The sequence below is a fragment of the Enterobacter sp. CPE_E1241 genome, from assembly GCF_045618265.1.
GTDB lineage: Bacteria > Pseudomonadota > Gammaproteobacteria > Enterobacterales > Enterobacteriaceae > Enterobacter > Enterobacter adelaidei.
In genome coordinates this window covers 1,682,022-1,694,700 of record NZ_JBIWYV010000001.1, presented here as the reverse complement: position 1 = coordinate 1,694,700, position 12,679 = coordinate 1,682,022, and the positions used below count along the sequence as shown (strand labels likewise).

11 protein-coding genes and 2 tRNA genes are annotated in these 12,679 nt (G+C 52.1%); 8 read left to right on the top strand and 5 right to left on the bottom strand.

Going from position 1 to position 12,679, the window contains the following annotated elements; genetic code table 11:
• The first annotated feature begins 80 nt into the window (after positions 1-80).
• A complete protein-coding gene (locus tag ACJ9Y9_RS08100) occupies positions 81-1,733 on the top strand; it encodes a class I fumarate hydratase (protein ID WP_028019192.1) in 1,653 nt (550 codons plus the stop codon).
• Between the two features lie 9 nt (positions 1,734-1,742).
• Positions 1,743-2,345 (top strand): cob(I)yrinic acid a,c-diamide adenosyltransferase, encoded by a 603-nt coding sequence (gene cobO / locus ACJ9Y9_RS08095; protein WP_028019193.1) that lies wholly within the window; start codon positions 1,743-1,745, stop codon positions 2,343-2,345.
• 47 nt (positions 2,346-2,392) lie between these two features.
• Here cobO and ACJ9Y9_RS08090 read toward each other — a convergent pair whose 3' ends face one another.
• Complete coding sequence (locus ACJ9Y9_RS08090; RefSeq protein WP_028019194.1) at positions 2,393-3,298, bottom strand: LysR substrate-binding domain-containing protein; 906 nt, start codon at positions 3,296-3,298, stop codon at positions 2,393-2,395.
• A gap of 482 nt (positions 3,299-3,780) precedes the next feature.
• Positions 3,781-3,868, bottom strand: a tRNA-Ser gene (locus tag ACJ9Y9_RS08085).
• Between the two features lie 279 nt (positions 3,869-4,147).
• Between ACJ9Y9_RS08085 and ACJ9Y9_RS08080 the strand changes: the two genes are divergently transcribed.
• From ACJ9Y9_RS08080 to ACJ9Y9_RS08060, 5 genes are all read left to right on the top strand, one after another.
• Positions 4,148-5,284 carry a D-alanyl-lipoteichoic acid biosynthesis protein DltD gene (locus ACJ9Y9_RS08080; protein WP_028019195.1) on the top strand — a complete coding sequence of 379 codons (1,137 nt, stop codon included), beginning with the start codon at positions 4,148-4,150 and terminating at the stop codon, positions 5,282-5,284.
• A gap of 128 nt (positions 5,285-5,412) precedes the next feature.
• Positions 5,413-6,531 carry an MBOAT family O-acyltransferase gene (locus ACJ9Y9_RS08075; RefSeq protein WP_049008462.1) on the top strand — a complete coding sequence of 373 codons (1,119 nt, stop codon included), beginning with the start codon at positions 5,413-5,415 and terminating at the stop codon, positions 6,529-6,531.
• On the top strand, positions 6,528-7,961 hold the full coding sequence (locus ACJ9Y9_RS08070) for an AMP-binding protein (RefSeq protein WP_028019197.1): 1,434 nt from the start codon (positions 6,528-6,530) through the stop codon (positions 7,959-7,961). The genes ACJ9Y9_RS08075 and ACJ9Y9_RS08070 overlap by 4 nt, the downstream gene beginning before the upstream one ends.
• 17 nt (positions 7,962-7,978) lie before the next feature.
• A complete protein-coding gene (locus ACJ9Y9_RS08065) occupies positions 7,979-8,197 on the top strand; it encodes an acyl carrier protein (RefSeq protein ID WP_008499867.1) in 219 nt (72 codons plus the stop codon).
• 249 nt (positions 8,198-8,446) lie between these two features.
• The gene (locus ACJ9Y9_RS08060; protein ID WP_028019198.1) at positions 8,447-9,283 is read left to right on the top strand and encodes an alpha/beta fold hydrolase; all 837 of its coding nucleotides are present in this window, start codon (positions 8,447-8,449) and stop codon (positions 9,281-9,283) included.
• 44 nt (positions 9,284-9,327) lie between these two features.
• On the opposite strand, the gene ACJ9Y9_RS08055 is transcribed toward ACJ9Y9_RS08060, so the two are convergent.
• From ACJ9Y9_RS08055 to ACJ9Y9_RS08045, 3 genes are all read right to left on the bottom strand, one after another.
• Positions 9,328-9,585: a YjhX family toxin gene (locus ACJ9Y9_RS08055; protein ID WP_028019199.1), complete on the bottom strand. Its 258-nt coding sequence runs from the start codon at positions 9,583-9,585 to the stop codon at positions 9,328-9,330.
• Positions 9,586-9,875: 290 nt separating this feature from the next.
• Positions 9,876-9,963 (bottom strand) — tRNA-Ser (locus ACJ9Y9_RS08050).
• A gap of 130 nt (positions 9,964-10,093) precedes the next feature.
• On the bottom strand, positions 10,094-11,722 hold the full coding sequence (locus ACJ9Y9_RS08045; RefSeq protein WP_028019200.1) for an ABC transporter substrate-binding protein: 1,629 nt from the start codon (positions 11,720-11,722) through the stop codon (positions 10,094-10,096).
• Between the two features lie 268 nt (positions 11,723-11,990).
• Between ACJ9Y9_RS08045 and yccA the strand changes: the two genes are divergently transcribed.
• Positions 11,991-12,650, top strand: a complete 660-nt coding sequence (gene yccA / locus ACJ9Y9_RS08040; RefSeq protein ID WP_023335168.1) for an FtsH protease modulator YccA — start codon at positions 11,991-11,993, stop codon at positions 12,648-12,650.
• Positions 12,651-12,679: the final 29 nt, after the last annotated feature.

Sequence of the window (12,679 nt, the reverse complement as noted above, 5' to 3'; positions counted from 1 at the left end):
CCAACCGGCTGTGATTTTGTAAGCCGGGCGTGGCAGCTGCGCCAGCGCCCGGCAAAAACGACCACAAAGTGAGAAGTATTATGTCTAAACCATTTGTCTGGCAGGAATTGTTTGTTCAAAGTAACGATACGACGGAATATGAACTCCTCAGCACGCAACACGTTACGGTGACGGAGTTAGAGGGCGAGGAGGTCATTAAGGTGGCGCCTGAGGCATTGACCCTGCTGGCCCAGCAGGCCTTTTATGAAGCCTCATTTTTCCTGCGCGCCGGACATTTAACGCAGATAGCCAGCATCCTGCACGACCCGCAGGCCAGCAGTAACGATAAGTATGTCGCCCTGCAGCTGCTGCGTAACGCCGAGGTATCGGCAAAAGGCGTTCTGCCAAACTGTCAGGATACCGGCACGGCCACCGTTGTGGCGAGCAAAGGCCAGCACGTCTGGACCGGCGGTGATGACGCCGAAGCGCTGAGCAAAGGGGTTTATGCCACCTTTAGCGAGTGTAACCTGCGCTATTCGCAAAACGCACCGCTGGACATGTATACCGAGGTCAACACCCAAACCAACCTGCCGGCGCAGATAGACATCAGCGCCACGCCGGGTAGCGAATATCGCTTCCTGTTTGTCAATAAAGGCGGCGGTTCGGCTAACAAAGCCGCGCTGTTCCAGGAAACGAAATCCATTCTGCAGCCGGAGAAGCTCACCGCGTTCCTGATCGAGAAGATGAAGTCGCTCGGTACCGCGGCCTGTCCACCGTATCACATTGCCTTTGTGGTCGGCGGTCTCTCTGCCGACCAGGCGCTGAAGGTGGCGAAGCTGGCTTCAACAAAATATTATGACAACCTGCCCACCAGCGGGAACGAGCTGGGCCAGGCGTTCCGCGATACGGCGCTGGAAGCCACGCTGCTCAACGCCAGCCGCGAATTCGGCATCGGCGCCCAGTTTGGCGGCAAGTACTTCGCGCACGATATCCGCGTCATCCGTCTGCCGCGCCACGGCGGTTCCTGCCCTGTCGCCATGGCACTCTCCTGCTCCGCCGACCGCAATATCAAAGCGAAAATCAACAAACACGGTATCTGGCTGGAGAAACTGGAACATAACCCAGGGAAATATATCCCGGAGGCCAGCCGTGATGAAAACGACGCTCGAGCCGTACAGATTAACCTGAACCGCCCGCTGCGTGAGATCCTGCGCGATATGTCCGCCCTGCCGATCGGCACCCGGCTGTCGTTAAGCGGCCCGATTGTGGTCGCCCGCGATATCGCCCACGCAAAAATCAAAGCGCGGCTGGATAACGGCGAGCCGATGCCGGAGTACATGAAAAACCATATCGTCTATTACGCCGGGCCGGCGAAAACACCGGAGAATCAGGCCTGCGGCTCCCTCGGCCCAACCACCGGCGGGCGCATGGACGGCTATGTCGATGCGTTCCAGGCCGCGGGCGGAAGCCTGATCATGCTTTCCAAAGGTAACCGCAGCCAGCAGGTCACCGATGCCTGCCATAAACACGGTGGCTTCAACCTCGGCAGTATCGGGGGTGCGGCGGCTCTGCTGGCACAGCAGTTCGTTAAAAGCCTGCGCTGCCTGGAGTATCCCGAACTGGGCATGGAGGCGGTATGGATGATGGAGGTCGAAAATCTGCCCGCCTTTGTGCTGGTTGACGACAAAGGGAATAATTTCTTCAGCCAGTTTGAGCAGCAGCATCGCTGCGCATCCTGCCCTGCCGGACATTAAGGAGCCATTATGGAAGCGCGAGCTAACGCAGACAGACACCGCCAACGGCAGCAAAAGCGTAAAGAGCAGGTTGATACCCGCGTAGCGGCGGCGACAGAGAAGAGAGGAATTCTGATCGTCTTCACTGGCAACGGAAAAGGCAAGTCCACTGCTGCCTTCGGCACGGCAACGCGTGCCGTCGGGCACGGTAAAACCGTTGGCGTCGCGCAGTTTATTAAAGGTCAGTGGGATAATGGCGAATACAACACCCTGCATCCGCTCGGCGTCGAGTTTCACATTATGGGCACCGGCTTTACCTGGGAGACACAAAACCGGGAGACGGATATTGAAGCCGCAACGGCAGTGTGGCAGGAGAGCAAACGCATGCTGGCTGACCCGAGCTACGACCTGGTGGTTCTGGATGAGCTCACCTATATGCTGGCTTATCACTATCTGGATGCTCAGGAAGTGATCGCGGCGGTTGAGAATCGTCCGGTGCAGCAGACCGTGATCGTCACCGGACGCGGCTGCCACTCGCAATTACTGGCGCTTGCCGACACAGTTAGCGAAATGCGCCCGGTAAAGCACGCATTTGACAGCGGTATTCAGGCACAGGAAGGCATTGACTGGTAAGCATGCCGGTACCGGATGGCGCGCTATGCTGCCGCCATCCGGTATTTTTACTCCACCGGAGACACTACTGATTTTTGTAGTAGCCACTCGCGGAAGGTCTGTAACGGCAGGGACTGAGCCTTTTCCTCCCGCCACGTCATGATGAAGCGATTGCCGGTGCGGATAGGAACATCACAGGGGATAACCATCTCGCCACAGTCCAGGTCATGCTGGATGGCGAAGCGGGGAAGCAGCGCGACCCCAAGGTTCGATCGTACTGCGGCAATCAGCATCGAAAGGAGGTCAAAACGCGGGCCAAGATTCACATCCGGACTGGTAATACCGGAAAGCGCAAACCACTCCTGCCAGCCATTGATGCGAGTACTTTGGTGTAACAGTGGAAATTCCCTTAGCAGCTCCTCAACCCCCAGTTTCTGCTCCACACTGGGGAGCAAGCTTCGGCTGCAGACCGGCAGGATCTCTTCTTCAAATAAATAATCGACTTCCGACCACGGAGGACAAAAATCTGCGCGCATAATAGCCGCGTCGTATTCACGATTTAAAAAATCGCCGATATTAGCCAGCGAGTGAATGTTGACAATAATATCAGGATTTAATTTATTAAACTCCCATAAATTGGGGATCAGCCAGTGCGTACTGAAGGTAGGATTTACCGCTAACTCCACCACCTGAACGGCAGGCTGCCAGCTCATTATCATATTTGTATCGCGCTCCAGCCTATTAAGCGTCTCTTTCACGATATTCAGATAATGCTTTCCAGCTGCATTTAGAAAAATCCGTTTTTTGGCATGGTTAAATAATGAGGTGTGTAAAAACTCCTCCAGGGCCGTCACCTGTCTGAACACTGCACTCTGCGTTAACGCCAGTTCTTCTGCCGCGCGGGTATAGCTTTCGTGACGCGCCACAACTTCGAACGTCACCAGCAACTCGCTCTTGGGGATTTTTCCTCTCATCATGTCTTCCATTCATGGTGGATAATAGTAATTTTTTGAAGCGAATAAACCCTGCTTCAGAACGATACCGCCATTATATTTTAGTTATGTTCTGTCGGCAGTGATCCACACCATGATTTAATCAGTTTTGCGCGTCAGGCCAAACTATTTGCAGAAAATTAAATGAAACATGAAAAATTATTAAGAACCTGTTCACTTTTATGTCTCACGTAATGGAGACAGCATCTTATTATACGAAAAACCGTATGGGCATTAAAAATAGTAATAGCCAGGGCTGGACGTTAAAAAAATATAAAACAAAACATTATGCTAAAAATTGAGCAGGTTTTTTGTCCTGTTGACAACACGCTGCGCGCCCTGCAGCTGATACACACTGTGTATGGAAGAACACCGTTCCAGCGCCACATCAGCATGACTGAATCGCATGCTGAAACCGGCTAAAACAAAAAACCCAGGTCGCATAACGACCTGGGTTTCGAATTTGGCGGAAGCGTAGAGATTCGAACTCTAGAACCCTTTCGGGTCGCCGGTTTTCAAGACCGGTGCCTTCAACCGCTCGGCCACGCTTCCAAAGTGAGGCGCACTATAAACATCTATTAGCGCCTTGTAAAGCAGGAATTTTTCTATTTTTACCCACAGGCGTTTAACTGCGCAAAAAGTCACCCAGCTGCTTACCTCACATCAGTCTCTGCGCCCTTGTACATACCGTAACACAGCAACGCTCATCCGTTTAAATCGCTCTGGTATAGAATGACACATAAACAGACGGCCTTTTGTTGTGTAATTGTTATAAATCGAAATGACAACAGACTTCAAAAAATTACTGTCATGTAATCTTACTGGTTGATGATGAAAATCAAAAATACGCTTTGCTTACACATCCTGATGGCGACACTGGCCATTTTGTTCCTGTGTGTTCACCCGTTGGTGACAAGCTTCGATCCGCCCCTCGCCTTTCAGCCACTGATTAAATCAATGGCGGGCACACCTAAAGAACAAGCGGAAAAAATAGCCACCATTTCCCATGCCTTAGAAGGGAATGCTATTTTCTTCATCGGTGCATCAGAGGTCGCCACCTCTGAAGATGAACATTACGCTGTATATAATTACTTTAATAAGCAATTGCACAAGCCCGTCGTGGCGTATGGCGATGCGTTTGTCGATGACGAAACGCAATTCTTACTGTTCTCACGTTTTAAAAATAGCCTTAACGCAAACAGTAAAGTTGTGTTGCTTCTGGCGCCTGACAGTTTTTACTCAAAAGGTCTGCCACCTGCTATCTATGCCGATAATTTCCCCGGTTCTATTTTTAATCCGCTGATGAAAGATCCTCAGGCGCGACCGCTGCTGGTTAATTATTTAAAGCATATTGATAGTAAAGACATAAGCCATTTAACCTTTGGCCAAATGCGTGTCTTTGGCTGGCACCCCGATCTGATGTGGGACGAACTGAGCTTCCAGTTTGCGAACGTCTGCACCCTGATAAAAAACGACTGGCTGGCGCTGCTCAACATCACGCCCCAGACGGTACAGCCCTGGCCGCAGCAGCCAACCACCCACATCGCCCCAGACTGGGATAAAGAGCTGGCGAACGCGCGCGAGTTAAATAAAAAACGCCAGCAGAGCGCGGCCACGCTGTGGATGGACAAAACGATTTACGAAGAGGACGGTAAACCGCAACAGTGGGATGACACGCCGGTCGTGCCTGCGCAAATCGCCGCGTTCAGTAAAACCGTTCAGCTGCTGAAAGAACGTCACGTGCAGGTGATTGCTATCGTCGACCCGGTTAATCCCTGGGCACTTTACAATACCGATACCTTCCGCCCGGTTGATAAGCAAATTAAAACCATTCTGGAAAAGAACCAGATCCCTTATTTAGATATGTACGCCATGCCTTATCAGAATGGCTGGAACTGGGATCGTTTGCACCCTTCCGAACTGGCCTGGGTTCCTATGATTCGCTTTATTGCACAGAGTTTTAAATGATGAAAATCGCGATCCGTCTTTTTTTCCTTTATCTCCTGTTGGCAATCACCGTTGTCGCATGGACCTCTGTTGATGACAGCATGAGCATGCAGCTGCATTTTGAATATCAAAAGTTCTGAGGCCGAATGATGTATAGCTCAGGAATGTTTTTTGTCTATTTGTTTTCATCCGCCCTGGTGTTTGCGGCGGTTAACCGCGTATTACGCCATCGTCTGACCTGGTTATCAGCATTCTCCATACTGACAGCATTAGGTTGGGGCTATATTTTTCAGGGTGATTACCTTGTTCCCGTAGCCGTTTTTTTCAGTTTTTATGTTTTCGCCACGTTAAAAGCCAAAGGATGGTTAAAAACGTGGCAGGCGGTCGTTTTAACATTATTGCCGTTGTTCCTGGTGAAATTACACTTAAATAACCACTGGGGCATGATTGGCCTCTCTTTTATGACGTTCCGCGCAATTGATGTATTGCTCTATCGCAGTAAAAAAGAAGGCCAGAATTTCCTGCATTATTTCTGCTATCTCTTTATGCCTTTTATTATCCTGGCTGGCCCTATGTACCGCTGGCGGACATGGATGAATGATGTCAGCAAGCCCGTGTTTGCACTTAACCGTGAACAGTTTTTAGTGGCCTTAGAGCAAATCATTACCGGCATTATCCAGAAGTTCCTGTTTGCCATGCTGATCGATTCGCTTGTCGTGCAGCCCTGGAGCCATAAGCCGTTTACGCTGACCGTGGGCGTGGTGATGTCGATTGCCTATAGCGCCTACCTCTACTTTGATTTTGCAGGTTACAGCAATATGGCCATCGGCGCAGGCCGCCTGTTCGGGCTGAATATTCCGGCAAACTTCAATATGCCGCTTCTTGCGAAAAACCCGCAGGATTTCTGGCGTCGCTTCCACATCAGCCTGTCTGAATGGCTGCGTGATGTGGTCTTTATGCCCGTCTATATGAACCTGATGAAGGTCAATTTTTTCCGCCAGAACAAAACGCTGGCGCAAAATATCGGTATTTTTTGCACCCTGTTCTGTATGGGGGCATGGAATGGCCTGGAACGCCATTACGTCATTAGCGGCGCGCTGTTTGGCGCAATTTCTGTTGCTCATAACATGCTGCTGTGGTCAGCCAAACGCAGCCCGGCATTGAACCGCGGCTTGCAGTATCCGGCTGTTGCGTTTTTGGGGCGAATTCTGACGCTGGGAAGCGCCGCGGGCTCCCTTTACATCTTTAGTGGAATGTCACCTCTATGAAAAATCACTCTGATCTTCAGGAACTGCAGGATTTCTTACGTGCAGCATTGTTCGATCCTGCCTCTCCGCAGCAGCTGGCCATCACCGGCAGCGACGAAGCCTTAAGCTGGTTGCAACTTTCCTCCGCCGTGGCGGACTGGGCGCAGCGTTATCGACGCTGCCAGCCTGGCGACGGCACACCGGTGGTATTGTACGGTCATCAGCAGGCTGAGTTCGCGGTGGCTATTTATAGCTGCCTGCTGCACAACATTCCGTACATCCCGGTGGACTGTATTTATCCGCAGGAACGACTGCGTGAGATCTGCCATCTGGCCAGTGCCCCTTACTACTATGACGTGGCAACAAAGCAGTTCATTGCCACCGGCGAGGCGGGCAAGGTTCTGGAGGAGCAGGATCTGGCCTATATCATGTTTACCTCAGGCAGCACCGGCAAGCCTAAAGGGGTGCAGATTGGGCGTGAAAGCGTGTGGCACTTCATGAAATGGGTCAGCCAGGACTTTTCACTGCCGGAAAAACCGGTCCTGATGAACCACGCGGTGTTCAGCTTTGATCTCTCCCTGATCCCTTTGCTGGCGAATCTGGCAATGGGCGGACATATCGTGCTGAACGCCAAAGACGATATTCAGAAAGAGAACTGGCTGGAGCGACTGAAAATCAACGCCGTTTCAGCCTGGGTTTCCACCCCCTCTTTTGCATACCAGCAGCTGCTTTCACCGCAGTTCAACAGTGAGTATTTGCCTGCACTGAACGTCTTTATCTTTATTGGTGAAGTGTTAAATAAAGCGCTGGTTAAACAGTTACGCCGCCGTTTCCCGCAGGCCAAAATCATTAACTCCTATGGCCCAACGGAAGCAACCATCGCGACAACCGTGGTCGAGATAACGGATGAGATCCTCAACAGCGACAGCGCCGTGCTGCCGGTTGGGGTCATGATGCCCGACAGCAGAATGGAAATTTCCGCCGAGGGCGAGCTGATTATCTGGGGTAAAAACGTCATGCGCGGCTACCTCGGTCTCCCTCAGGAGAACGCAGCAAAATTATTGCGTCGGGAGAGTGAAATGTTCCGCGGTTACCGGACAGGCGATCTGGGCTATGAAGATGGGCTCATCTATTGCCAGGGCCGCAACGATAGCCAGGTCAAGCTGAATGGCTACCGTATTGAAATCAACGAGATTGAAAACCGCCTGCTGGCTATGTCCGGCATCAACGAAGCCGTGGTGCTGCCGCTGATGAAATCCTGCGGCAGCGTGCTGCGCATTGCCGCATTCTGCGTGACGGATATGGCGCCGGAGGCGATCAAAACCTCGCTGTCGAAGGTAGTTCCACCCTATATGGTGCCTTCACAAATTATCGTAAAAGACGCTTTGCCGCTGAATCCTAACGGCAAAATTGACCGCAAGTTGCTGGACGCTTACGCCCGCACAAATTAATAACTCCAGGAAAAATTATGGAACAAGAAATTCTCGCCCTGTTCGAAAAAGTGTTATCCCGCAAGGTGGGCTTTCACGATGAACTGATTGAATCCGACATTCTCGACTCCATTCTGGCGGTCGACATGGTACTGGAAGTGCAGGACGTTTACGGCTGTATGATCCCTCCAACAGACGTCGCAACGGTGCTGAAAACCCCGGCGGATCTGGCCCGCTATATTGAAGAAAACCGCTAAACTCCCCTGACATTAGCGTTGTTCTGAAGGCTCTGGAGGGTTGCTCCAGGGCCATCATTCGCTCCCTCCTCTGGCCTCCAGGCAAAATGAATGCCTTTCACAGAAATGAAATCTACTGCTTTTATTTTCTCCTACACTTTAGGAGTACTGTCGGTACGGAAAACATAAAAAGCCAACTTAATTAAGACATTATGATTCGCTTTGCACTCGGCATGCGATCGTGTTGTCTATAACAGAGGAATCTGCTGTATGGCATTCGTAACCACGAAAGACGGCGTCAACATTTACTACAAAGACTGGGGCCCAAAAGAGGCTCAACCCATTGTTTTCCACCACGGCTGGCCGTTGAGTGCCGATGACTGGGATAACCAGATGCTCTTCTTCCTTGCAGAAGGCTATCGCGTTATCGCTATCGATCGTCGTGGTCATGGGCGTTCGGACCAGGTGAGTGAAGGTCACGATATGGATCATTATGCGGCAGATGCGTCAGCCGTGGTTGAAAGCCTGGATCTGCACAATGCCGTGCACGTCGGTCACTCCACCGGCGGCGGCCAGGTCGCCCGCTATGTCGCCCGGTACGGTCAACCGCAGGGCCGCGTCGCCAAAGCGGTACTCGTCAGCGCCGTGCCACCTCTGATGGTAAAAACGGAGACTAACCCCGGCGGAACGCCCATCGAGGTTTTCGACGGCTTCCGCAAAGCGCTGGCGGCTAACCGCGCTCAGTTTTACCTCGACGTCGCCAGCGGTCCTTTCTACGGTTTTAATCGGGACGGGGCAGACGTTTCGCAGGGTACGATCCAGAACTGGTGGCGTCAGGGAATGATCGGAAGCGCCAGGGCCCACTATGAGGGAATTAAGGCGTTTTCTGAGACCGACCAGACGGAAGATTTAAAAACCATCACGGTCCCCGTTCTGGTGATGCAGGGCGACGACGATCAGGTCGTGCCCTATAAAAATGCAGCCCTTCTGCAGGACAAGCTGCTGGCGAACAGCGTGCTGAAAATTTATCCGGGCTTCCCGCACGGGATGCATACCACCCATGCGGACACCATCAACGCTGATATTCTGGCCTTTATTCGCTCTTAAACGTCACGTTCAACGCCACCCAAAGGTGGCGTTGTTTATTTCGCTTAGCGATTATCCAACTCGGCGCGGACGTTGTTCAGCCCGGTGGTATTGATGCGGTAAGGCTGCCCGTTCACGGAACGGATCAGCTTTTTAGTGCGAAGTTTTTTAAAGACGTTAAGCGTGCAGTCGCTCAGCACCAGTCCTTCACGGGTATAACACTCAACGGAAGTAACGCGGCCTGAACTGTCGCGGACGTGCACAATACGTCCACCTTTGGCGAGAACGTGTAAGGTACGTTGTTCCTGACGGGATAAATTCATACTGGAAAACCTGTGTAATCATCATGCGTAAAAACGAGCCCACACCCACAGGTGCGTGCGTAAGGTTTAAGCGCAGCGATAATCAGTCCGTCCTGAGAAGGGCGGGAAACTGATTATCTGATGAACACATTCTCCAGCATCAAAGCCTCGGTAAGAGATGAAAAAATATTTACGGGATGAATGATAACGTCTGGTTTTTACCGGGAAATAACGAGGTTTTAAAAGTGTGAGCAGGATCGTTCAATCAAAAAGAAAAACCCCAGGTCAACGAGTAACCTGGGGTTTATATTTGGCGGAAGCGCAGAGATTCGAACTCTGGAACCCTTTCGGGTCGCCGGTTTTCAAGACCGGTGCCTTCAACCGCTCGGCCACACTTCCTAAGTGAGGCGAACTATAAACACCTCACCGTGTGCTGTAAAGAGTACAGCCATTCGTTCGCTGTAAAAATAGTCAAAATGTGTTTAATCGGTTGAACTGACGACACATCGACGATTTTATCAGCACTGGCTTAATGTTTTTTGATGTACATGTCTTTAGTGAAATAGTACCCCAGCTTATCCGGCGTAAATCCCCCTACCCAGGGTTTTACCAGATGCGTACGGACGTAGTGATAAACCGGAATAGCCGGCACATCGCGTCCCAGTAAATCTTCCGCCTGCTGGTAGAACTTGCCGCGCTCAGCCGTGGTTTTGGCTTTTGCAGCGTTAACCAGGGCCTGATCGTATTCCGGGTTGCTGTACTGACTGGTGTTTTCGCTGTCACCGGTACGGAAGTTGTTCAGGAACGTCGCCGCATCGTCGTAATCGGCAATCCACGCGTAGCGCACCGCATCAAAGTTGTGGGTGTGCATGGTATCCAGCATGGTTTTCCACTCCTGATTTTGCAGCTTCGCGTCCACGCCGAGATTTTTCTTCCACATGGAGCTGGCCGCAATGGCGATACGCTGGTGCGATTCAGAGGTGTTGTAGAGCAGGTTGAAGCTCAGCGGATGGCTGGCGTTATACCCGGCCTCGTTCAGCAGCTTTTTCGCCTCAGCGATGCGTTTGTCCAGCGGCCAGCTGGCGTAATCCGGATTCTGTAGCTTAACACCGCCAATATCGGGCTGGCTGATAAGCCACGCTGGACGCTGCCCCTGCCCTAATACTTTCCCGGCAATAATGTCTTTATCCAGCGCCATGTTCAGCGCTTTACGCACGCGTGCGTCGTTGAACGGCGGCCGGGTGGTATTGAATTCGTAGTAATAGGTCGCCAACTGCGGAGAGACATCCAGTTGAGTGCCCAGGGTTTTCTTGAGCTGAGCGAACTGGTTGATCGGCACCGTATATACAATATCAATTTCGCCCGCTTTATAGCGGTTTACATCTGAGGCCTCAGACGTGATGGGCAGATAGGTTACTTTGTTGATGACGGTGTGTGCGTTATCCCAGTAGCGCGGGTTGCGCTCCGCCACGATGCGTTCGTTGACCACCCACTGCGACAGCTTATACGCCCCGCTGCTGACGAAATGCTCCGGTTTGGTCCACTTGTCGCCAAACTGACCAATCAGCACTTTATCCACCGGCACCAGCGACGGGTGCGCCAGCATCGCGAGGAAAGCCGCGTTTGGCTGCGTTAGCGTCACCTCCAGCGTCGTGTCATTGATTGCTTTTACGCCCAGCGTATCCGGTGCTTTTTTTCCCTGGGCGATATCGGCCGCGTTAGCGATATGCATGTTCCCCGGGTAACTGGCATACGGTGAAGCGGTTTTCGGGTCGATCAGGCGCTGCCAGCTCCAGACCACATCTTCTGCGGTAATGGCCGTGCCATCGCTCCAGGTGATGCCCGGGCGCAAATGGAACGTCCAGACGGTATTGTCCTTGTTCTCCCATTTTTCCGCCAGTCGGGGCTGGACTTCGCCTGCCGGAGAAATGCTCACCAGCCCTTCGAATAAATCACTGATAATATTGAATTCGACATCGCTTTCGACTTTGTGGGGATCGAGCGAAGCCGGTTCGCTGCCATTATTCCTGACCAGTTCCTGTTTCTCTGCCAGTTGGGTTCCTGCTGGCACGTTAGCCGCCCAGGATGCCGTGCTGGCGCACAGAATCCCGGCGGTTAGCAAAGAGAGCGTAAAGTGAGTGCGTGTTTGTGGTTTCATGTCCTTCGCCTTATTGTCTGTTTATGACGATCCGGAGATAACTCTTAGCGTTCTAATGGTAATAACGCAATATTTTTCAGTAACCTATAAGAGGTTGATCTGATAAATACTTGCAAACCGCTGTTCATACTGGTGAAACGGACTTCTGCAGATGAAATAACCATCTCAAGCGCTAACGTACTGAGTAAAGATGGGTAAAACCACTTTGAGACTGGCGCGCCGTTTCCTATTCTTTCCGTTAATTACATCTGTCATAAGAGAGTGACTCATGGATCGTATAATTACTTCCTCACGCGACCGCACATCGCTACTCAGTACCCACAAGGTGCTGCGCAATACCTATTTCATGCTTAGCCTGACGCTGGCGTTTTCAGCGATCACTGCAACCGCCAGCACCGTGCTGATGCTGCCGTCTCCGGGGCTGATCCTGACGCTGGTGGGCATGTATGGTCTGATGTTCCTGACCTACAAAACCGCTGACAAACCCGTCGGTATTCTGTCCGCGTTTGCCTTCACCGGCTTCCTGGGCTACATCCTGGGGCCGATGCTGAACGCGTATCTGTCTGCCGGAATGGGTGACCTTATCGGCATGGCGCTGGGCGGTACCGCGCTGGTGTTCTTCTGCTGCTCGGCCTACGTGCTGACCACCCGTAAGGACATGTCCTTCCTCGGCGGCATGCTGATGGCGGGTGTCGTGGTGGTGCTGGTGGGTATGGTGGCAAACATCTTCCTGCAGCTGCCGGCCCTGCATCTGGCGATTAGCGCCGTGTTTATTCTGATTTCTTCAGGCGCGATCCTGTTTGAAACCAGCAACATCATTCGCGGCGGTGAGACGAACTACATCCGCGCTACCGTGAGCCTGTATGTGTCGCTGTACAACATCTTCGTCAGCCTGCTGAGCATCCTGGGCTTCGCCAGCCGCGATTAAGCCACAGCGCTGTGAACCTGGCCCCGCTT

What these genes read in the sequence shown, in the direction of transcription:
- ACJ9Y9_RS08070 (WP_028019197.1), top strand. Translation starts at nt 6,528, where the DNA reads ATGAAAAATCACTCTGATCTTCAGGAACTGCAGGATTTCTTACGTGCA.
- ACJ9Y9_RS08075 (WP_049008462.1), top strand. Translation starts at nt 5,413, where the DNA reads ATGTATAGCTCAGGAATGTTTTTTGTCTATTTGTTTTCATCCGCCCTG.
- ACJ9Y9_RS08100 (WP_028019192.1), top strand. Translation starts at nt 81, where the DNA reads ATGTCTAAACCATTTGTCTGGCAGGAATTGTTTGTTCAAAGTAACGAT.
- cobO (WP_028019193.1), top strand. Translation starts at nt 1,743, where the DNA reads ATGGAAGCGCGAGCTAACGCAGACAGACACCGCCAACGGCAGCAAAAG.
- ACJ9Y9_RS08060 (WP_028019198.1), top strand. Translation starts at nt 8,447, where the DNA reads ATGGCATTCGTAACCACGAAAGACGGCGTCAACATTTACTACAAAGAC.
- ACJ9Y9_RS08055 (WP_028019199.1), bottom strand. Translation starts at nt 9,585, where the DNA reads ATGAATTTATCCCGTCAGGAACAACGTACCTTACACGTTCTCGCCAAA.
- ACJ9Y9_RS08080 (WP_028019195.1), top strand. Translation starts at nt 4,148, where the DNA reads ATGAAAATCAAAAATACGCTTTGCTTACACATCCTGATGGCGACACTG.
- ACJ9Y9_RS08090 (WP_028019194.1), bottom strand. Translation starts at nt 3,298, where the DNA reads ATGAGAGGAAAAATCCCCAAGAGCGAGTTGCTGGTGACGTTCGAAGTT.
- ACJ9Y9_RS08065 (WP_008499867.1), top strand. Translation starts at nt 7,979, where the DNA reads ATGGAACAAGAAATTCTCGCCCTGTTCGAAAAAGTGTTATCCCGCAAG.
- ACJ9Y9_RS08045 (WP_028019200.1), bottom strand. Translation starts at nt 11,722, where the DNA reads ATGAAACCACAAACACGCACTCACTTTACGCTCTCTTTGCTAACCGCC.
- yccA (WP_023335168.1), top strand. Translation starts at nt 11,991, where the DNA reads ATGGATCGTATAATTACTTCCTCACGCGACCGCACATCGCTACTCAGT.